We start from the raw sequence: 20,036 nt of genomic DNA, 5'->3' as shown, positions 1-20,036 counted from the left end.
AAAGTGCCTGGCCCCGTCGTCTAGCGGCCCAGGACGCCGCCCTCTCAAGGCGGTAGCGCCGGTTCGAATCCGGTCGGGGCTACATCCACGAACGGCCCGTCTCGCAACGCGAGGCGGGCCGTTCCGCATCCCCGCCCCTCCCGCCCCCCTCCCTTCCCACCCCCCCGGCCCTGCCGCGTTGATCATGAAGTTAGCGGCCGTCAGGGAGATCGAAAATGCCGCCAACTTCATGATCAACGCGAGGAGGGCTAGGGGTGAGGGGGGTGGGAGGGCGGGGGGTTAGAGGCCGGAGAGGCGCTGGCCGGCTCGGACGACGGCCATGGCGTGGCGTTCGCCGGGGCGGCGGCCGAGGCGCTCGATCGGGCCGGAGATGCTGATCGCGGCGATCACCCGCCCGGTGCGGTCCCGGATCGGCGCCGAGACGCTCGCCACACCCGCCTCCCGCTCGGCGACGCTCTGCGCCCAGCCGCGCCGCCGCACCTCGGCCAGCGTGCGGCCGGTGAACTTGGAGCGGGGGAGCAGCGGCATGACCGCCTCCGGCGGCTCCCAGGCGAGCAGGATCTGCGCCGCCGAACCGGCGGTCATCGGCAGCACCGAGCCGACCGGGACGGTGTCCCGGAGGCCGCTGGCACGCTCGGCGGCGGCCACGCAGATCCGCTCGTCGGCGCGGCGCAGGTAGAGCTGGGCGCTTTCGCCGGTGGCGTCCCGTAGCGCGGCGAGCAGCGGCTCGGCGGCGGTCAGGAGCACGTCCGGGGCCGCGTTGGCCAGCTCGCCCAGGCGTGGACCCGGGCGCCAGCGCCCCTGGGTGTCCCGGACGAGCATCCGGTGGATCTCCAGCGCCTGTGCCAGCCGGTGCGCGGTGGCCCGGGGCAGCTTGGTGCGTTCAACGAGTTCGGCCAGGCTGGCGCCGTCGACACAGGCGGCCAGGATGACCACCGCCTTGTCGAGAACGCCGACACCGCTCATACTGTGTCCCACAAGCCGAAATTTACCTCCCAGAATTTAGGATGTCCAGATGGTGGGAGTCACTCAACCGAGGACCCTGGCCGAGAAGGTCTGGGACGCACACGTGGTCCGCTCCGCCGCCGGCGAGCCGGACCTGCTCTTCATCGACCTGCACCTGCTGCACGAGGTGACCAGCCCGCAGGCGTTCGACGGGCTGCGTCTGGCCGGGCGCGGGGTCCGCCGTACCGACCTGACGATCGCGACCGAGGACCACAACACCCCGACCGGGTACGACGACCCGGCGTTCCGTTCCCGGCGCGGCGACCTGCTCACGATCGCGGACCCCACCTCCCGCACCCAGATCGAGACGCTGCGCCGCAACTGCGCCGAGTTCGGTGTCCGCCTGCACCCGCTGGGCGACGAGAACCAGGGCATCGTGCACGTCATCGGCCCGCAGCTCGGCCTCACCCAGCCCGGCATGACGATCGTGTGTGGCGACTCGCACACCGCCACCCACGGCGCGTTCGGGGCGCTGGCGTTCGGCATCGGCACCAGTGAGGTCGAACACGTGCTGGCCACGCAGACGCTGCCGCAGGCCCGCCCGAAGACCATGGCCGTGAACGTCGTCGGCGAGCTGGCGCCCGGCGTCACCGCCAAGGACCTGGTGCTCGCGCTGATCGCGCAGGTCGGCACCGGCGGTGGACGCGGTCACATCGTCGAGTACCGGGGCGAGGCGATCCGCGACCTCTCGATGGAGGGGCGGATGACGATCGCGAACATGTCCATCGAGTGGGGCGCCAAGGCCGGCATGATCGCGCCGGACGAGACCACGTTCGCGTACCTGAAGGGGCGGCCGAGCGCGCCCCAGGGCGACGACTGGGACGCGGCGCTGGAGTACTGGCGGACGCTGCCCACCGACGAGGGCGCGACCTTCGACACCGAGGTCACGCTCGACGCGAGCCGGATCACGCCGTTCGTCACCTGGGGCACCAACCCCGGGCAGGGCGTGCCGCTGGGCGCGACCGTGCCGGACCCGGAGGACTTCGTCACCGAGCCGGAGCGGGTCGCCGCCCGCCGCGCGCTGGAGTACATGGACCTCACCCCGGGCACCCCGATGCGCGACCTCGCCGTGGACGTGGTGTTCGTCGGCTCCTGCACCAACGGCCGCCTGGAGGACCTGCGGGCCGCCGCCGAGGTGCTGCGCGGGCATCGGGTCGCCGACGGCGTACGCATGCTCGTGGTCCCCGGCTCCGCCGCGGTCCGCGAGGCGGCCGAGATCGAAGGGCTGGACAAGGTCTTCACCGACGCCGGCGCCGAGTGGCGCTTCGCCGGCTGCTCCATGTGCCTGGGCATGAACCCGGACACGCTGAAGCCGGGCGAGCGCTCCGCCTCGACCTCCAACCGCAACTTCGAGGGCCGCCAGGGCCGGGGCGGGCGTACCCACCTGGTGTCCCCGCCGGTCGCCGCCGCCACCGCCGTGGTCGGCCGGCTGGCCGCCCCCGCCGACCTGTAGAAGGGCAGCCGACATGGACAAGTTCACCACCCACACCGGCACGGCCGTGCCGCTGCGCCGATCCAACGTGGACACCGACCAGATCATCCCCGCCGTGTACCTCAAGCGGGTGACCCGGACCGGATTCGCCGACGGTCTGTTCAACGCGTGGCGGGAGGACCCGTCATTCGTCCTCAACGATCCCGCCCATTCGGGTGCGTCGATTCTGATCGCCGGCCCCGAGTTCGGCACCGGATCCTCCCGGGAGCACGCCGTCTGGGCGCTGCGGGACTGGGGCTTCCGGGCCGTCATCTCGCCTCGCTTCGGCGACATCTTCCGCGGCAACGCGCTCAAGGAAGGTCTCCTTCCGGTCGAGCTGGAATTGAAAGCCGTGGAAGAACTGTGGGATCTCGTGGAATCCGAGCCGACCACGCCGATCACTGTCGACCTCGCCGCCCGTCAGGTCCACGCCGGTGACGCCACCTGGGCGTTCCCGCTGGACGACCACAGCCGTTGGCGGCTGATGGAGGGCTTGGACGACATTGGACTCACCCTCCGGCACGAGGCCGAGATCAGCGCGTACGAGGCCGCCCGGCCGGCGTTCCTGCCCTCGATCGCCTGATCTCCAGCGCTATTCGCCCCCACCGGCGCATCCGGTGGGGGCGAATCCGTTGCGACACAAGGGCTTTTTTCGACCGAATGTTTGTGTCCAGGCAGCACAGGGCATACCGTGCGCGCAGAATGGCTCGCGTCGAGTCAGTTGCACAATCGGGAGGAAGTCGTGAACAAGGCCGAGCTCATCGAGGCGCTCGCCGTTCGCCTGGGGGACCGGAAGACGGCGACGGCCGCGCTCGACGCGGTTCTCGCTGAGGTCCAGGCGGCGGTCACCAAGGGCGAGAAGGTGGCGATCACCGGTTTCGGAGCGTTCGAGAAGCGCGTCCGGGGAGCCCGAACAGCGCGCAATCCGCGGACCGGCGAGGCGGTGAAGGTCAAGAAGACCGCCGTCCCGACGTTCCGGGCGGGCGCGGGCTTCAAGGAGATGGTGGCCAGCGGCAAGGTGCCCAAGGACACCGCCGCCGCGAAGAAGACCACCGGTGCCGCCAAGGCCACCGGAGGCCGGACCACCGCCGCCGCCAAGAAGACCACGGCGGCGAAGGCCACCAAGGCCACCAAGACCACCGCGACCAAGAAGGCCGCGCCGGCGAAGAAGGCCGCCGCGACCAAGACCACGGCGGCGAAGAAGACGACCGCGGCGAAGTCCACCGCGGCGAAGAAGACCACCACCGCCAAGAAGACGACCGCGGCGAAGTCCACCGCGGCGAAGAAGACCACGGCGGCGAAGAAGGCGCCCGCGAAGAAGGCGCCGGCCAAGAAGGCCGCCACCCGGCGCTGACCGGACGGCCCACGAAAGGGCGCCCACCGTTCGCGGTGGGCGCCCTTTCGCATGGGTACGCGTTGACCGCCCGCCGTCGCGCCCCGCAGAATCGCCGTGCCGAAAACCCCCGTCGGTCACGAGAAGAGGCGCCCCGTGCGGCACCGTCACCTCTCCACCCTCACGCTCGCCCTCGGTATCGCGGTCCTGCTGGACGTGTTGCGGGTCTGGCTGCCGTCGGTCATCACCCTGTTCGGCCGGGCCGCCGAGACGCCTGCCGAGCTGCTCGGCGCGTTCGCGCTCGGCTGGTTCCTGCTCGCCCTCGCCGCGCCCACGCTCGTACGCCGCGTCGGCGCCGCCCCGGTCGGACTCGTCGCCGCCGGTGTGCTGGCGGTGGCCCGGCTGGCGCTCACCGCGCAACCCGGCGGCCCGGCCCAGCTCTGGCTGGCCTGCGCCGGACTGTTCGCCGGCCTGGTCTGGCTCGCCGCCGTCGCCGCGTCCGTGCCCCGCCCGGTCGCCGGGCTGGCGCTCGGCCTGGCCGGGAACGCGGTCGGGCACGCCCTGCTCGGCACCGAGGATCTGGTGTGGCGCGGCGGCGTGCTCGCCTGGAGCCTGAGCGCCCTGCTGGTGCTGGCGTTCCTGGCCGCCTCGGCGGCGGTACGGCGGGAGCGGGCCGCCGCTCCGGTACGCGGCGACGCGGCGCGGACGGCCGCCCCGGCGACGGATGCGGCGGACGGCCACGCCGGGCGGCGCGTGCCGACCCCGGGCCGCCGGGCCTGGTTGCTGTGCGGGCCGGCGCTGCTGCTGGCCGGTCAGGTGGCGCTCGCCCCGGCACTCTGGAGCGCCGCCGCCGGCACCGGATCGCCCGACTTCCCCGGCCTCGTCCGCCCCGGAAACGGTGCCCTGCCGGGTGCGCTCGCGGTGCTGCTGTTCCTCGCGGCGGCGTTGTTCCGGGCACCGGCGCTCGTGGCGCGGGTGCTGTGGCCGCTCGCGCTGCTCGCCGGGTCGGTGCTGTTCGTGACCGGGCTGCTCGTGCCGGCGTACCTGCTCACCGCCGCCGGTCTCGGCGGCTGCCTGGCCCTCACCGACACGACCGACGACGGGCGGGCGGGGGCGCGGCGGGGGTGGGCGGCGGTGCTCGGGATGCTGGTGTTCGCGGTGGCCACGGTGGCCTACTACGCCGCCTACGACCTGGGGTACCCCAACGGCTGGGCGCCGGTCGCCACGGCCGTTCTGGTGGCTCTGGTGGCGGCTACGGCACCTCTCCGCCCCGGGCCGACGCCGTCCGGTGCGGCATCAGCCGGCCCGGCGCTGCCCGCAACGGGCCGGGTCGCGGCCCTGGCCGGGCTGACCGCGCTGGCCGGGCTCGCCGCCGTGCTGCACGTGCCGCCCGCGCAGGCCCGGACCACCACGACACCGGCGGCGGTACGGGTGGCCGCGTACAACATCCGGATGGGATTCGGCCTGGACGGGCGGCTGGACGTGGACGCGGTGGCCCGGGAGCTGCGCGGCGCGGACGTGGTGCTGCTCAGCGAGGTCGACCGGGGCTGGTGGCTCAACGGCGGCCACGACACGCTGGCGTTGGCGGCCGGGCGGCTGGGGATGCCGTACGTCTTCGCGCCCGCCGCCGACCCGGTCTGGGGCGACGCGGTGCTCAGCCGTTTCCCGATGCGTTCCGGGCAGACCCGGCGGCTGACCGCACACGGCGCGCCGACCGGGGCGCAGGCCCTCGGCGTCACGCTCGACCTCGGCGGCCGGGAACTGGCGGTGGTCGCCACGCACCTGCAACCGCCGCCCGGCCGGGATCCGGTCGAGCAGGCGGGGGAGGTGGCCGCGTTCGCCGGCCGGTACGCGAACGGCCGTCCACTGGTGCTCGGCGGTGACCTGAACACCGAGCCGGACGACCCGGCGTTCGCCGAGTTCACCCGCTCCGGGCTGGTGGACGCGCTGGCCGCGGCCCGGCCGCTGCGGACCAGCCCGGCCGACGATCCGCGCACCCAGATCGACCACGTCTTCGTGTCGCCGGGCCTGACCGCCACCGAGGTACGCGCGCCGCGCACCGAGGCCAGCGACCACCTCCCGGTGACGCTCACCGTCACGCTGCCCTGAGCCGCCGGACAACCGGTACCCGCCGCGCGGCCGCGGCCCGCCTCACAACCGGTCGGGAAGGACCAGCCGGTCACCGGCGAACGGCAGCAGCCAGCCGCCGCCCTTGGCGGTGGTGAAGTCCTCGTCCACGCGGCCGGTGAGCCGTTCCAGCGCGCCCGGGATCACCTTGCCCTGGCTGCACACGGCCACCGTCCCGGCGGCCTGTGCCAGCGCGGTCAGCCGGGCCGCGGCAGCGAGCGCGCACTCCTCGACCTGCTGGCCCGGCGCCGGTTCGTCGAAGTCGCCGCAGACCTCGATCGGCAGGTCCAGCCGGGCCGCCGCCGGGTCCAGCGTCTGCACGCAGCGCCGGGCCGAGGCGGAGAACAGGCGGGCCGGGCGGACCAGCGCGACGAGCGGGACCAGCGCCCGTGCCTGCGCCCACCCCTGTTCGTCGAGCGGGCGGCCGTGGTCCGGGCCGGTCCAGGTGCCGCGCTTGCCGGCGTGCGCGTGCCGGACCAGCAGCACCGTGGCGGTGACCGGCGGCAGCGCCGCGAACGCGGCGATCACCTCGGCGTCGTGCGGGTAGCTGACCCGGCGTACCGCGTCGTCGACCGGGAACCAGGCCACGTCGTCGACCTCGGTGCCGGGCTGGAAACCGCCGGTGCCGGCCGCCCGCATGGACCAGTAGTCGACCGCCTTGGCGAGACCCTCGCTGCGGTAGCGGACGGTGGGCAGGCGTACCTGCGGCACGGCGCGTACGTCGGACTCCTCGGCCACCTCGCGGACGGCCGCCACGAGCGGGTGCTCGCCGCGGTCCAGCTTGCCCTTCGGCAGCGACCAGTCGCCGTACCGGGGGCGGTGCACGAGGCAGACCTCGACGCCGGCCGGACCCGGGCGCCACACCACGCCGCCCGCGGCCCGGATCCGTACCGGTTCGTCGTCGCTCACCCGCTCACCGTATGCCCGCCCGGCACGCGCCACGGTCAGTCCGCCCGGCCGCCGACCCGGCGCAGCAACAGATCCTGGAGGTGGGTCAGCCGCACGTCGCCGTCCCCGGTACGCCGGTGCCAGGTGCCGTCCGCGGCCAGCTCGAACGCGTCCACGTCGGGATCGAACGCGGCGGTGAGGACGTGGTCCAGTTCGGCCCGGGCCACCGGATCGCTCACCTGCACCAGCGCCTCGACCCGGCGGTCCAGGTTGCGGTGCATCAGGTCGGCCGAGCCCATCCAGAACTCGGCGTCGCCGTTGTTGCCGAACCGGAAGATCCGGGAGTGTTCCAGGAACCGGCCGAGGATCGAGCGGACCCGGATGTTCTCCGACAGCCCCGGCACGCCCGGCCGCAGCGTGCACATGCCCCGGATCAGCAGGTCCACGTGCACGCCGGCCCGCGACGCCCGGTAGAGCGCGTCGGTGATCTCCTCGTCCACCAGGGAGTTCACCTTGAACTGCACGAGCCCCGGCATGCCCAGCCGGACGTGCTCGATCTCCCGGTCGATGCGTTCGATCAGGCCGCTGCGGATGCCCTGCGGCGCCACCAGCAGCCGCCGGAACGCGGTCTGCCGGCTGTAGCCGGTGAGCACGTTGAACAGGTCGGTCAGGTCCGCGCCGATCTCCGGGTCGGCGGTGAGCATGCCGAAGTCCTCGTAGAGCCGGGCGGTCTTCGGGTGGTAGTTGCCGGTGCCGATGTGGCAGTAGCGCCGGATCTGGTTGCCCTCCTGGCGTACCACCAGCGCGGTCTTGCAGTGCGTCTTGAGCCCCACCAGGCCGTAGACCACATGGCAGCCGGCCCGTTCCAGCGTGCGCGCCCAGCCGATGTTCGCCACCTCGTCGAAGCGCGCCTTCAGCTCGACCAGCACCACCACCTGCTTGCCGGCGGCGGCCGCGTCGACCAGCGCGTCCACGATCGGGGAGTCGCCGCTGGTGCGGTAGAGCGTCTGCTTGATGGCGAGCACGTTCGGGTCGGCCGCGGCCTGCTCGACGAAGCGCTGCACGCTCGTCGCGAACGAGTGGTACGGGTGGTGCACCAGCACGTCGCCGTCGCGCAGCGTGGCGAAGACGCTGCGCGGCACCTCGCCCTCGGCCAGCCGCGGATGGGTGGCCGGCACGAACGACGGGTCCTTCAGGTCGGGCCGGTCGGCCTCGCCGTACACCTGCCACAGCGCGGACAGGTCGAGCAGGCCGCGGACCCGCAGCACGTCGTGGCCGTCCATGTCCAGCTCGCGGACCAGCAGCTCCAGCATGTGGTCGGAGATGGACGCGGCGACCTCCAGGCGTACCGGCGGGCCGAACCGGCGCCGGGCCAGCTCCCGTTCCAGCGCCTGGAGCAGGTCCTCGTCGCGGTCCTCGTCCACCTCCACCTCGGCGTTGCGGGTCACCCGGAACAGGTGGCACTCGACCACCTGCATGCCGGAGAACAGCTGGCCGAGGTGCACCGAGATGAGGTCCTCGACCGGCAGGAACCGCACGCCCTGCTGGTCGCGGTGCACTCGGACGAACCGGGGCACGTTGTTCGGCACCTTGACCCGGGCGAACAGCTCCGAGCCGCCGTCCGGGTCGCGCACCGACACGGCCAGGTTCAGCGACCGGCCCGAGATGTACGGGAACGGGTGCGCCGGGTCGACCGCCAGCGGGGTGAGCACCGGGAAGATGTGCTCCCGGAACCAGGTGCGCAGCCGCTCCCGCTCGGCGTCGTCCAGGTCGCTCCAGCGCAGGATGCGGATGTCCTCGGCGGCGAGCTTCGGCAGCACGTCGTCGACCAGGCAGGTGGCGTGCCGGGCGACCAGGCCGGCGGCCTTCTCGGTGATCAGGTCGAGCTGGGTGCGCAGCGGCAGCCGGTCGCCGCCGCGTACCGGCAGGCCGGCGGAGAGCCGCCGCTTCAACCCGGCGACCCGGACCATGTAGAACTCGTCCAGGTTGCTGGCGAAGATGGCCAGGAACTTCGCCCGTTCCAGCAGCGGGGTGCGCGGATCCTCGGCGAGCGCCAGCACCCGGGCGTTGAAGTCGAGCCACGACAGCTCCCGGTTGAGGAAGCGGTCCTCCGGCAGCGGCGGCGCGGTCGGCGGACCGGCGTCCGCGGCGGTCTCGCCGGCCGGGCCGGGGCCCTCCACCGGGTCGAGCGGCTCGTCCAGGCCGGTCGCGCCGGCCGCGTCCGGGTCGGCGCCGAGGCGCTCCTCCGGGGGCCGGGTCTGGCGGAACCGCCCGTCCGGGCCGCGGGTGGGGCGGCCGTTGCGGGGCGTGCCGGGGTTGAGGATCGGCGGCGGGCCGTCGGGGTGCTCGCGAGGGGTGCTCACCACCTCATGATTCCCCGATAAGGGTGAACGGAAAATGAACTCGGGCCAGGTTGTTCACGCCATCGTCGGCAAGGTCACCCGGACCACCTCGCCGTCGGCGTCCCGCTCGATCCGGACACGCTGCCCCAATCGGAGCAGCCGTAACCCGGAGGCGTCGAACGCGCGGGCCGGGAACGCCAGCTCGGTGCCGTCGTCGAGCAGCAGCACGCCGCTGCGGGTCGACGCGTCGTAGGTGGCCACCGTCCCCTGCATGCCAGCACCGTACCGGACCGCTCCGGCGACCCGGGCCAGCAGCGCGGCGGTGCGCGGCCCCACGCCCAGCCCGGCGGCGTCGGCCAGGTCCGCCGGGGTGTCCACGTCCCGGCGCAGGCTGGGCCACTCCCCGGCGAGCGGCAGCGCCCCGCTCGCCGCGTGGGCCGCGGCCGAGCCGGGCCCGAACTGCGGCGCCAGCGGCGCACCGGCCGGCGCGGCGAGCAGCACTGTGCCTCCGCCCGGGGCATCAGCCACGAACCCGCGTACCCCCTGGGTGGCCCGCAGCGCGGCGGCCAGGTCGGCCGGTCGCAGCGCGGGCAGGTCGGCGGTCAGGCCGGCCACGGCGGCGCGCGACCCGGCGACCGCCGCGCCGTGCCGGAACGCCGCGTTCAGGCCGCCACCGGGGTCGGCGGCGACGCGGGCGCCCGCCGCGCCGGCTGCCGCGGCCACCAGGGGGTCGTCGGTGACCACGAGCACCCCGGCCACCGCCGGGCACGCCCGCACCGCGCGCAGCGTGTCGGCCGCCAGGGCCAGTGCCAGCTCCTCGTGGGGTACGCCGGGCAGCGCGCCCCGCAGACGGCTCTTCGCCGCCCCCAGGCGCTTCACCGGCATCACCACGGTCCAGCGGGCCTCAGACACGCCGACCATCCTGCCAGCGGGAGCGCCGGTACCCGCACTGGCCGCAGCGGGGGCGAACAGGCATGATTCTGTGCCGGGGCGCGTGGGCGGATCGAGGAGGCACTGTGGCACGGCGGAGGCTGGGGTTCTGGCGACGACTCGCCGTGGTGCTGGTGAAGCCGCTGATGACGGTCTGGACCCGGCGCACCTGGCGGGGCATGGAGCACCTGCGCCGCGACGGCGGCGTGATCCTCGTGCCGAACCACATCTCGCACGCCGACCCGCTCGTGGTCGCGCACTACATCTACGACGCCGGGCGCTGGCCGCGCTTCCTCGGCAAGGCCAGCGTGTTCCGGGTGCCGGTTGTCGGCTGGATCCTGCACCGCTGCCAGCAGATCCCGGTCGAGCGGGGCACCGTCGAGGCGGTCAAGTCGCTCGACAAGCTCGTCGCCGCGCTGGCCGAGGGCGGCGCCGTGGTGATCTACCCGGAGGGCACCACCACCCGGGAGCCGGACCTGTGGCCGATGAAGGGCAAGACCGGCGCGGCCCGTCTGGCGCTGGCCACCGGCGCCCCGGTGGTCCCGATCGCCATGGTCGGCCCGGAACGGATGTTCGACCCGCGTACGGCCCGGTTCGGGCTGCGCCCGCGTACCCCGGTGACGGTGATCGCCGGGCCGCCGGTGGACCTGAGCCGCTGGGCCGGCGCCACGCCGACCCGGCCGATCCTGGAGGAGATGACGGACACCATCATGCTGCGCATCCGGGATCTGGTCGCGGAGATCCGCGGCGGCACACCACCGCCGCTCTGGCAGCGGCCCGCCCGCACCGGCACCCGGGAGGTCACCGAATGAGCGGGCACGTCGCCGTGCTGGGCGCCGGTTCCTGGGGGACCGCGTTCGCCAAGATCCTCGCCGACGCCGGGCGGGACGTGACGGTCCTGGCCCGCCGGGCCGCCGTGGCCGAGGCGATCCGGACCGGGCGGCACAACCCGGAGTACCTGCCGGGGATCCGCCTGCCCGAGCGGGTGACCGCCACCGGCGACGCCGCCGAGGCGATCGAGGGGGCCGAGGTGGTGGTGCTCTCGGTGCCCTCGCAGACGCTGCGCGGCAACCTCGCCGACTGGACGCCGTACCTGGCGCCGGACGCCACGCTCGTGTCGCTGATGAAGGGCATCGAGCTGGGCACCACCAAGCGGATGAGCCAGGTGATCACCGAGACCGCCGGGGTGCCCGCCGACCGGGTGGTGGTCGTCTCCGGGCCCAACCTGGCCCCGGAGATCGCCGCCGAGCAGCCGGCCGCCACTGTGGTCGCCGGCACCGACAGCCGCCGGACCGCGCTGGTGCAGGCGTCCATCCGGACGCCGTACTTCCGCCCGTACACGAACGACGACGTGATCGGCTGCGAGCTGGGCGGCGCGGTGAAGAACGTGATCGCGCTGGCGTACGGCATCGCCACCGCGATGGGCTTCGGCGACAACACCCGGGCCATGCTGATGACCCGCGGCCTGGCCGAGACCGCCCGGCTGGGCGTGGCGCTCGGTGCCGACCCGATCACGTTCGCCGGGCTGGCCGGCATGGGTGACCTGGTCGCCTCCTGCTCGTCGCCGATGGCCCGCAACCGCACCTTCGGCGAGCACCTGGGCCGGGGCGAGACGCTGGAGCAGGCCCAGGCGGCCACCCGGCAGACCGCCGAGGGCGTCAAGAGCTGCCTGGCCATCCGCGACCTGGCCCGGGCGCACGGCGTCGAGATGCCGATCACCGAGCAGATCGAGCGGATCTGCCACGAGGGGATGGATCCGCGCCTGGCGGTGGACGCGCTGATGAGCCGTACCGCCAAGCCCGAGTCGTACGAGTGAGCGGAGCCGGGATGACGAACGAGGACTGGGGCGACGGCACGCGCAGCGTGCACGCCGGCCTGCCGGACGCGGCACCCGGCCAGCCGTTCCTGCCCGGCCCGGTCTTCGCCGCGCCGTACCACCTGGACCCCGAGCGCGGCCCGTCGGCGGCGGTGGACGGGTACGGGCGGCCCGACAACCCCACCCGGCGGCTGCTGGAGACGGCGATCGGCGAGCTGGAGGGCGGCGACTGCCGGGTCTTCGCCAGCGGCCAGGCCGCCATCACCGGGCTGCTGCTGACAGTGCTGCGCCCCGGCGACACGGTGCTGCTGCCCGCCGACGGCTACTTCTCGGTGCGCTCGTTCGCCTCGGACACGCTGGAACAGCTCGGCGTACGTGTGGTGCTCGTGCCGACGGCCGGGCCGTACCCGTCGTTCGACGGCGTACGGCTGGTGCTGCTGGAGACCCCGGCGAACCCCGGCCTGGACGTCGCCGACGTTCCGGCGGTGGCCGCCGCCGCACGCGCCGCCGGTGCGCTGGTGGCGGTGGACAACACCACCGCCACGCCGCTCGGGCAGCGCCCGCTGGACCTCGGCGCGGACGTGGTGGTCGCCTCGGGCACCAAGGCGCTGACCGGCCACTCGGACCTGCTGCTGGGCTACCTGGCCACCCGGGACGCCGGGCTGTGCGACGCGGCGACCGCCTGGCGCAACGCCACCGGCGGGGTGCCGGGCGCGTTCGACTGCTGGCTCGCTCACCGCTCGCTGGCCACGCTCGACCTGCGGCTGGCCCGGCAGACCGCGAACGCGCGGGCGCTGGCCGACCTGCTCGCGGCACGCCCGGACGTCACCGGTGTGCGCTGGCCCGGCCGGCCGGACGACCCGGCGTACCCGGTCGCGTCGGTCCAGATGCGGCGCGTACCGGGCGTGCTCTCGTTCGACCTGGGCGACGAGCGCCGGGTGGCCCGGTTCCTCGGCGCCTCCCGGCTGGTGGCCGCCGCCACCTCGTTCGGCGGGCTGCACACCACGGCCGACCGGCGCGCTCAGTGGGGCGACGACACGACGCCGGGCTTCGTGCGGTTCTCCTGCGGCATCGAGGACACCGACGACCTGCTCGCCGACGTGACGGCGGCGCTCGACGCGGCGGGCTGACGGCGTGACGGCCACTGGGCTAAGGTGACGGGCAGCCACGGCCCGTGCGGCCCCGACCCGAGGAGGTGAGTCCGATCCACCAGCAGAGGACCGGCGCTCCCTCCGAGTCCGCGTCGCTTCGGGGCTGAGGCGACGCCGGGGGCGCCGACGAGCGCTTCCCGAAAGGCTTGCCATGGCATCCACCGTGTTCACCCCCGACCGTCAGGCCCTCGTCCGGCGGCTGCGCGCCGCCGGTTGCGTCTTCGCCGAGGACGAGGCGGAACTGCTGATCGCCGCCGCCGACTCCGCGCAGTCGCTGACCCGGCTCGTCGACCGTCGCGTCGCCGGCCTGCCGCTGGAACATCTGCTCGGCTGGGCCGAGTTCTGCGGGAGGCGGATCGCCGTCCACCCGGGGGTCTTCGTGCCGCGCGGTCGTACCGCCCTGCTGGTCGACGCGGCGGCGGCGCTGGCCGGGCCGGCACCGGTGGTGCTCGACCTGTGCTGCGGCTCCGGCGCCGCCGCCGTGGTGCTGCACGAACGGCTGACGCCCCGCTGGCTGGCCGCCGCCGACATCGACCCGGTGGCGGTGGCCTGCGCGCGGCGCAACCTCGAACCGCTCGGCGTGCCGGTCTACCAGGGCGACCTGTTCGACGCGCTGCCGGCCGGCCGCCGCGGAACGCTGGACCTGGTGGTGGCCAACGCGCCGTACGTGCCGACCGCCGCGGTGGCCTCGCTGCCGGCCGAGGCGCGCCTGTACGAGGCGCCGGTCGCACTGGACGGCGGCACTGACGGTCTGGCCGTGCTGCGCCGGGTCGCCTCCGGCGCGGCCGAGTGGCTCGCCCCGGGCGGGCACGTCGTGGTCGAGTCGAGCGTCGCGCAGGCCCCGGAGCTGTGCGCCGCGTTCACCGCCGTCGGGCTGGAGCCGACGGTGGTCCGCGACGAGGAGCGGGAGGCCACAGCGGTCACCGCCCGCCGCCCCGGCTGACCGCCGCGGGGGAGTCCTCGCGGTGACGTGGCGGGTGGGCCGGGCGGGAACTAGCCTCGGGTCAGGCGCGGCGGGAGGCGGTGGCGGTGGGCAGCGCAGGTGTGCCGGTGGTGGTGGGGCTGGACAACGGGGGCACGAGCGACAACGCCACAGTGCTGACCGTCGACGGCCGGTTCCTGGTGGACGGGCTGCTGGAGATCCCGAGCGAGGTCGGCGCCGGGCCGGAGGCGGCCGTGGAGGCGCTCGCGCGGGCGTTCGACGGCGTACTGGCGCACACCGGCGTACCGCGTGACCTGGTCCGCGCCGTCGGGCTGGACACGCCCGGCCCGGCCAGCGCCACCGGCGTGATCTCGTCCCGCGGCTCGACGAACTTCTCCCAGCCCGCCTGGCGGGGCTTCGACGTGCGCACCGCCCTGGAACGGCGGCTGGGTCTGCCCGTGGTGTACGCCAACGACGGCAACGCCGCCGCCCTCTACGCCCACCACGTGCACTTCGGCACCGAGGCGATGGCCCGGTCGTCGGTGTCCGCGATCGTCGGCACCGGGCTCGGCGGCGGCGTGGTGGAGTCCGGCCGGGTGGTCGGCGGCGCGGCCGGCATGGCCGGCGAGTTCGGGCACGTGCACATCCCGCTGGACGGACTGGTGGAGCCGGACCAGGCGGCGCCGGTCTGCGCCTGCGGCTTCACCGGGGACGCGGAGAGCGTCGCCTCGCTCACCGCGATCCGGCGCAACCTGCTGCCGTACTGGCTGGCCCGGCACCCGGAGCATCCGCTCGCGGCGGAGGAGCCGGACCGGGCGGCGAAGCTGCTGCGCGGCTACGGCGAACGCGGCGACCCGCTGGCCCGCCTGGTGTTCACCCAGCAGGCCAAGGCGCTGGGCCGGCTGTTCACCATCGCGGCGAACTTCACCGACCCGCACGCCTACTTCGTCGGCGGGGGTGTGGTGGAAGCGGCGCCGGAGTTCCGGGACTGGTTCCTCGCCGCGGTCGCCGAGCACACGGTGCTCCGGGAGGAGCAGCGGGCGGTGGCCACCTTCGCGCTGGTGCCGGACCGGGACATGGCCGGCGCGCGCGGGGTGGCCATCGCGGCGCTGGAGGCGGTGCGCGGCATCGTGACCGCCGCCGCCCCACTCGGCTGACGCCGCCGCCTGACGGGCCGCTCAGCCGGTCAGGCGCGCGGCGGTGCCGCGGTGAACGCGGCCCAGGCGTGCGGCGGGAACACCAGCACCGGGCCGGACGGGTCCTTCGAGTCGCGGACCGCCACCGCGCCGGTCAGCGGCGCCATCTCCACGCACGCGCCCTCGTCGCCGCTGTGGCTGCTCTTGCGCCAGCGGGCCGGTGTGGGGGTCGTGCGGTTCGTGCCGTTCATCTGGTCACCTCTCGTTCAGCAGGCGGAGGAGCTGGTCCCGACTGGCCGCCGGGCTCAGCGCCACGGTCCGCAGGTGCTCCATGATCTTGGCGCAGGTTCGCAGGTCACCCGGCCGGTCGAGGACCATCTGCCCGGCGACTGTCTCCACCGAGGCGATGATCGGGTCCTCCGGGTCGGCGAACTCCAGGATGTGCAGCGATCCCCGGGTGCCCCGGTGGTAGCCGGCGGCCAGTGGGATCACCTGCACCGTGACGTTCGGCAGCTCGGCCATCTTCAGCAGGTGCTGGAGCTGGCCGGACATGACCGAGCGGTCACCGACCGGGCGCAGCAGCGCGCCCTCGTCGATGATGGCGTCGAGGATCGGCGGCTCTGCGCCGGAGAGCCGCTGCTGGCGGTCCAGCCGTAGCTGGACCCGCTGCTCCACCTGCTCGTCGGTGAGCGTGTGCGGCCCGCCGCGCATCACCCCGCGGATGTAGTCGGCGGTCTGGAGCAGACCGGGCACCACCGACGGTTCGAAGTTCGCGATGCCGGTGGCCTCGGCCTCCAGCGCGATGAAGTCGATGGTGCGCTGGTCCAGCAGGTACGAATAGGACACCCACCAGCCCGGCTTGCGGGCGTCCTTCGCCAGCTGCACCGCCGCGGCGATGTCGGCCGGGCCCACGCCGTAGCTGGTGAGCAGCGCGCGCACGGTGGCGGGACTGACGAGCGTCTGCGCGTTCTCGTAACGGGACAGCGTGCTCCGGGTGCTGTTGATCTCGTCGGCCGCGGCCTCCAGGGTGAGGCCGGCGGCCTCCCGGTGGGTCCGCAGGGCGATGCCGAGCCGTCGGGCCCGGGCGGTCTTCGGCGCCATGCATCGATAGTCGCACATCCCGTGGGAACGTGGGCATGAGAGAAAGTCGATGAGAGTTGCATTCACGCCGGTGAACCTGTCAATGTGTGACGGCGTCCTCACCGCCGGTTGTCGTGGCGACGGTGGCGGTGAGCGACCGGAGGGGATGGGGCGCGCGGTGGTCGGATTCTTCACTCCCCCACGATCCGACCGCCGCGTGCCCCTGCCGGTCCACGAGACGGGAGGGGTTCCGCGGTGACCAGGTTCCTCGTGGTCCTGACCGACGTGCGTCCACCGGACGGTGCCCGCCGTGACGAACGGACCAGCCCGGAGCGCCGCCGTCAGGTGGTCGGCGCGAGCAGCCGGGAGGCCGCCGACCGGATCGCCGGCGCGTTCATGGCGCTGGGCATGGTGCGGGCCGGCCGGCAGCGGGTGAAGGTCATCGCGGTGGGCCGCCGGCCCCGGCACCCGGCCTTCTGACGCGCACCGTTCCGTTACTCCCCGTAGATGTCGCCTTGACCGTTTGCCACGCGACTCCGCGTCTCCCCGGGTAACGACCACCGCTTGCGGCAACGCACAGTAAGGTCAGTCGGGTGAGCGCCACCGGCGAGCACGGCCAGCCGCAGTCGCGAACGATGAGGTGACCATGACCACCCCAGGCAAGACCCGTGTGGCGATCGTCTTCGGCGGCCGCAGCCCCGAGCACGGCATCTCCTGCGTCAGCGCCGGCAGCGTGCTGGCCGCGCTCGACCCGGACGAGTTCGAGGTGGTCCCGGTCGGCATCACCCGGCAGGGCCAGTGGGTGCTCGCCAGCGGCGACCCGAGCCGGCTCGCCATCGCCGACCGCAAGCTGCCCGAGATCACCGCCGGCTCCGGCACCGAGCTGGTGCTGCGCGCCGATCCCGCCGTCGGCGGCCTGATGGTGCTCGACCCGGCCCAGGGGCCGGTCGCGCTGGCCGACGTGGACGTGGTCTTCCCGGTGCTGCACGGCGCGTACGGGGAGGACGGCACGATCCAGGGCATGCTGGAGATGGCCGACATCCCCTACGTCGGCGCGAACGTCTTCGCCTCCGCCGCGGCCATGGACAAGGAGTTCACCAAGAAGCTCTGCGCCGCCGAGGGCATCCCGGTCGGCCCGTACGCGGTGCTGCGCGCCGGGATGTCGCTGAGCGACGAGGACAAGGAGCGCCTCGGGCTGCCCGTCTTCGTCAAGCCGTCCCGGGCCGGCTCCTCGTTCGGCATCACCAAGGTCGACGACTGGGCGGACCTGGACGCCGCGCTCGTCACCGCCCGCGAGATCGACAGCAAGGTGCTCGTCGAAGGCGCCGTGGTCGGCCGCGAGATCGAGTGCGGCGTGCTGGAGGGCGAGGCCGGCGGCGCGCCGGAGGCCTCCGTGCTGGCCGAGGTGCGGATGATCGGCGACCGCGACTGGTACGACTTCGAGGCCAAGTACATCTTCGCCGACGAGGTCTGCGAGTACGACGTACCGGCCGACCTGCCCGAGCCGGTGGCCCGGCAGGTGCGCGACTACGCCACCCGGGCCTTCACCGCGCTCGACTGCTCCGGGCTGGCCCGGGTCGACTTCTTCGTGACCCCGCAGATGGACGTCTACCTCAACGAGATCAACACGATGCCGGGCTTCACCCCGACGTCGATGTTCCCGCGGATGTGGTCGGCCAGCGGGCTGGAGTACCCGAAGCTGGTCAACCGGCTGATCCGTACCGCCCTGCACCGCCGCGCCGGCCGCTGACCGCCCGTAGCGCCCCGTCGGCCGCTGGGCCGGCCGGGCGTCAGGCGGAGCAGCCCGAGGGGGCCTGCTTCGCCGAGGGGACCGAGCTGACGATCGTGTCGGAGATCGAGGTCACCCACTGCAACGGCGGCTCGTACGACTTCGGCACCCGCACCCGGATCGGGGTCTCCCGGTCGACCGTGGTCAGCACAGTGGCGTCGGCCTCCTGCGCCGCGTGCCAGCAGACCTGGTTGACCTTCCACACCTCGTCGGTGGGCGGGAACTGCGCCGGGCTGCCGCCGCAGGCCACAGTCAGCGCCGGGTCGCCGTACGCGGCGTTCTGCTCCGGGCCCGCGGTGACCGGGCGCTGCGTCAGGTCACGCACGCTGTCCGGGAGCTGCGACATCAGGGCCCGGCACAGGACGGTCGGGCGCTCGGCCAGCGCCGGGGCGGGCATCTCGACCGGCGCGCTCGACTGGGCCCGAGGGCTCGCCGACGCGCTCGGCCCGGCGTCCGGCGACTCCGGGGCCAGCTTGGCGAACGTGAACCCGGCGACCGCCACGGTCACCGGCACCGCGACGAGCGTCGCCCAGAGCGCGGCACGGCGGGTGGCGCCGTCCCGGCGGGGGGAGGTGTCCTTCTCGTCCACTTACAGCCGCACCACCGAACACGTGAGGGTGCGGGTGATGCCGGGCACCATCTGCACCTTGCTGACGATGAGTTTGCCGAGCTCGTCGACGGTGTTCGCCTCGGTGAGCACGACCACGTCGTACGGCCCGGTGACGGCGTCGACCCGTACCACGCCGGCCAGGTCCGCGATCAGACCGGCCACGTCACGCGCCCGGCCGACCTCGGTCTGGATGAGGATGTACGCCTGTACCACGACTCGACCTCCGTCCGTCGCCTCCGGGCGACCCGAAGGGTGAAACTACCGTACTGAGCGGCCGTGATCCCTATCGGTTGCCGGTCGGACGCGGTGAGCGAGCACACGCCGGTACGGACAGGGGTGGGACGTGCGGAACGACGCAGCGGAGCGAGGGGACGGAATGACTGTCACTGATGTCGGCGAGTTCGGCCTGATCGACCGGGTGACCGCCCGGCTGGCGCAGGGACAGAGCTGCCTGCTCGGCCCCGGCGACGACGGCGCGGTGGTGGCCGCACCGGACCGGCGGGTGGTCGCCTCGACCGACGTGCTGGTGGAGGGGCGGCACTTCCGCCGCGACTGGTCGTCGGCGCGGGACGTGGGACACCGGGCGGCGGCGGCCAACCTCGCCGACATCGCCGCCATGGGCGCCACCCCGACCGCACTGCTGGTCGCGCTCTGCATGCCGGCCGAGCTGGACCCGGCCTGGGCCGAGGAACTGGCCGACGGGCTCGGCGCGGAGGCGGCGCTGGTCGGCGCGAGCGTGGTCGGCGGGGACATGTCCGGCAGCCCGACGCTCACCGTCGCGGTGACGGCGCTCGGCGACCTGGCCGGCCGCGACCCGGTGGTGCGCTCCGGCGCCCGCCCCGGCGACGTGGTGGCGCTGGCCGGGCGCACCGGCTGGTCGGCGGCCGGCTACACCGTGCTGTCCCGGGGTTTCCGCACGCCCCGGCTGCTGGTCGAGGCGTTCCGCCGCCCCGAGGTGCCGTACGCCGCCGGACCCGCTGCCGCCGCGGCAGGGGCCACCGCCATGATCGACGTGTCGGACGGGCTGCTGGCCGACCTCGGGCACGTGGCGACCGCCAGCGGCGTGGCGATCGACGTGAGCCGCGACGCGTTCGAGGTGCCCCGGCAGATGCGGGACGCGGCGCAGGCGCTCGGCGTCGACCCGTACACCTGGATCCTGGCCGGCGGCGAGGACCACGCGCTGGCGGCGACGTTCCCGGCGGACGCCGCGCTGCCCGAGGGCTGGCGGCCGGTCGGGCGGGTGGCGGCCGGCACCGGGGTCACCGTCGACGGTGCCGCCTACAGCGGCCCGCGCGGCTGGGACCACTTCCGGCGGACGGCGGAATAACCGGCACAGCCGCCGGACGGCGGAATAGCCGGCACAGTCGCCGGACGGGGAGACCAGCGGGCCCGGAGTGATCTGCGTCCGACCCCGGGCCGCCGGGCCGGGCCGGGGC

The 20,036-nt window shown here is 74.2% G+C and carries 19 protein-coding genes, 1 tRNA gene and 1 pseudogene; 13 read left to right on the top strand and 8 right to left on the bottom strand.

The features are described from left to right. The first annotated feature begins 9 nt into the window (after window positions 1-9). A tRNA-Glu gene (locus tag FB455_RS11160) sits at window positions 10-82 on the top strand. A 197-nt stretch (window positions 83-279) separates the two neighbouring features. Here FB455_RS11160 and FB455_RS11155 read toward each other — a convergent pair. After that, window positions 280-966, bottom strand: a complete 687-nt coding sequence (locus tag FB455_RS11155; protein ID WP_013284529.1) for an IclR family transcriptional regulator — start codon at window positions 964-966, stop codon at window positions 280-282. A gap of 49 nt (window positions 967-1,015) precedes the next feature. Between FB455_RS11155 and leuC the strand changes: the two genes are divergently transcribed. The 4 genes from leuC to FB455_RS11135 all read left to right on the top strand — a co-directional run bounded on the left by leuC (window position 1,016) and on the right by FB455_RS11135 (window position 5,918). Further along, on the top strand, window positions 1,016-2,458 hold the full coding sequence (gene leuC / locus FB455_RS11150; RefSeq protein WP_145753227.1) for a 3-isopropylmalate dehydratase large subunit: 1,443 nt from the start codon (window positions 1,016-1,018) through the stop codon (window positions 2,456-2,458). 13 nt (window positions 2,459-2,471) lie between these two features. Further along, window positions 2,472-3,059, top strand: a complete 588-nt coding sequence (leuD, locus tag FB455_RS11145; protein WP_013284531.1) for a 3-isopropylmalate dehydratase small subunit — start codon at window positions 2,472-2,474, stop codon at window positions 3,057-3,059. Window positions 3,060-3,218: 159 nt separating this feature from the next. After that, complete coding sequence (locus FB455_RS11140; protein ID WP_145753225.1) at window positions 3,219-3,830, top strand: HU family DNA-binding protein; 612 nt, start codon at window positions 3,219-3,221, stop codon at window positions 3,828-3,830. Window positions 3,831-3,965: 135 nt separating this feature from the next. Then, entirely contained in the window at window positions 3,966-5,918 is a 1,953-nt protein-coding gene (locus FB455_RS11135) for an endonuclease/exonuclease/phosphatase family protein (protein ID WP_145753223.1), read from the top strand. A 42-nt stretch (window positions 5,919-5,960) separates the two neighbouring features. On the opposite strand, the gene FB455_RS11130 is transcribed toward FB455_RS11135, so the two are convergent. From FB455_RS11130 to cofC, 3 genes and pseudogenes are all read right to left on the bottom strand, one after another. Then, the gene (locus tag FB455_RS11130) at window positions 5,961-6,878 is read right to left on the bottom strand and encodes an NUDIX hydrolase (RefSeq protein WP_013284534.1); all 918 of its coding nucleotides are present in this window, start codon (window positions 6,876-6,878) and stop codon (window positions 5,961-5,963) included. Between the two features lie 2 nt (window positions 6,879-6,880). Continuing rightward, the gene (locus FB455_RS11125) at window positions 6,881-9,187 is read right to left on the bottom strand and encodes an RNA degradosome polyphosphate kinase (RefSeq protein ID WP_435817919.1); all 2,307 of its coding nucleotides are present in this window, start codon (window positions 9,185-9,187) and stop codon (window positions 6,881-6,883) included. A gap of 276 nt (window positions 9,188-9,463) precedes the next feature. Beyond that, window positions 9,464-10,087: pseudogene (gene cofC, locus FB455_RS11120) on the bottom strand (2-phospho-L-lactate guanylyltransferase); the annotation flags it as partial. A 95-nt stretch (window positions 10,088-10,182) separates the two neighbouring features. Here cofC and FB455_RS11115 point away from each other — a divergent pair. The 5 genes from FB455_RS11115 to FB455_RS11095 all read left to right on the top strand — a co-directional run bounded on the left by FB455_RS11115 (window position 10,183) and on the right by FB455_RS11095 (window position 15,142). Next, a complete protein-coding gene (locus FB455_RS11115) occupies window positions 10,183-10,908 on the top strand; it encodes a lysophospholipid acyltransferase family protein (protein WP_013284537.1) in 726 nt (241 codons plus the stop codon). Beyond that, complete coding sequence (locus FB455_RS11110; protein ID WP_013284538.1) at window positions 10,905-11,912, top strand: NAD(P)H-dependent glycerol-3-phosphate dehydrogenase; 1,008 nt, start codon at window positions 10,905-10,907, stop codon at window positions 11,910-11,912. Before FB455_RS11115 ends, FB455_RS11110 begins: the two co-directional genes overlap by 4 nt. Window positions 11,913-11,923: 11 nt before the next feature. Then, a complete protein-coding gene (locus FB455_RS11105) occupies window positions 11,924-13,042 on the top strand; it encodes a cystathionine gamma-lyase (protein ID WP_145753216.1) in 1,119 nt (372 codons plus the stop codon). A gap of 172 nt (window positions 13,043-13,214) precedes the next feature. Further along, a complete protein-coding gene (locus FB455_RS11100; protein WP_013284540.1) occupies window positions 13,215-14,006 on the top strand; it encodes a putative protein N(5)-glutamine methyltransferase in 792 nt (263 codons plus the stop codon). Between the two features lie 86 nt (window positions 14,007-14,092). Next, a complete protein-coding gene (locus FB455_RS11095) occupies window positions 14,093-15,142 on the top strand; it encodes an ROK family protein (protein ID WP_013284541.1) in 1,050 nt (349 codons plus the stop codon). Window positions 15,143-15,171: 29 nt separating this feature from the next. On the opposite strand, the gene FB455_RS11090 is transcribed toward FB455_RS11095, so the two are convergent. Together FB455_RS11090 and FB455_RS11085 are read right to left on the bottom strand one after the other, a co-directional pair. Continuing rightward, complete coding sequence (locus FB455_RS11090) at window positions 15,172-15,372, bottom strand: DUF397 domain-containing protein (RefSeq protein WP_145753214.1); 201 nt, start codon at window positions 15,370-15,372, stop codon at window positions 15,172-15,174. A 4-nt stretch (window positions 15,373-15,376) separates the two neighbouring features. Further along, complete coding sequence (locus FB455_RS11085; RefSeq protein ID WP_013474343.1) at window positions 15,377-16,222, bottom strand: helix-turn-helix domain-containing protein; 846 nt, start codon at window positions 16,220-16,222, stop codon at window positions 15,377-15,379. Window positions 16,223-16,456: 234 nt separating this feature from the next. On the opposite strand from FB455_RS11085, the gene FB455_RS11080 reads away from it, so the two are divergent. Together FB455_RS11080 and FB455_RS11075 are read left to right on the top strand one after the other, a co-directional pair. Then, on the top strand, window positions 16,457-16,681 hold the full coding sequence (locus tag FB455_RS11080; RefSeq protein WP_013284544.1) for a hypothetical protein: 225 nt from the start codon (window positions 16,457-16,459) through the stop codon (window positions 16,679-16,681). 166 nt (window positions 16,682-16,847) lie between these two features. Beyond that, window positions 16,848-17,951: a D-alanine--D-alanine ligase family protein gene (locus FB455_RS11075; protein ID WP_145753212.1), complete on the top strand. Its 1,104-nt coding sequence runs from the start codon at window positions 16,848-16,850 to the stop codon at window positions 17,949-17,951. A gap of 40 nt (window positions 17,952-17,991) precedes the next feature. Here FB455_RS11075 and FB455_RS11070 read toward each other — a convergent pair whose 3' ends face one another. Next, the gene (locus FB455_RS11070) at window positions 17,992-18,579 is read right to left on the bottom strand and encodes a DUF3515 family protein (protein WP_013284546.1); all 588 of its coding nucleotides are present in this window, start codon (window positions 18,577-18,579) and stop codon (window positions 17,992-17,994) included. Then, complete coding sequence (locus tag FB455_RS11065) at window positions 18,580-18,813, bottom strand: Lrp/AsnC ligand binding domain-containing protein (protein WP_013284547.1); 234 nt, start codon at window positions 18,811-18,813, stop codon at window positions 18,580-18,582. Window positions 18,814-18,976: 163 nt separating this feature from the next. On the opposite strand from FB455_RS11065, the gene FB455_RS11060 reads away from it, so the two are divergent. After that, the gene (locus tag FB455_RS11060; RefSeq protein WP_013284548.1) at window positions 18,977-19,927 is read left to right on the top strand and encodes a thiamine-phosphate kinase; all 951 of its coding nucleotides are present in this window, start codon (window positions 18,977-18,979) and stop codon (window positions 19,925-19,927) included. The last annotated feature ends 109 nt before the right edge of the window (window positions 19,928-20,036 follow it).

The sequence above is a fragment of the Micromonospora sp. CNZ296 genome, assembly GCF_007827635.1.
The sequence above is the reverse complement of the archived record's forward strand: the minus strand, read 5'-3'. Positions and strand labels throughout refer to the sequence as shown.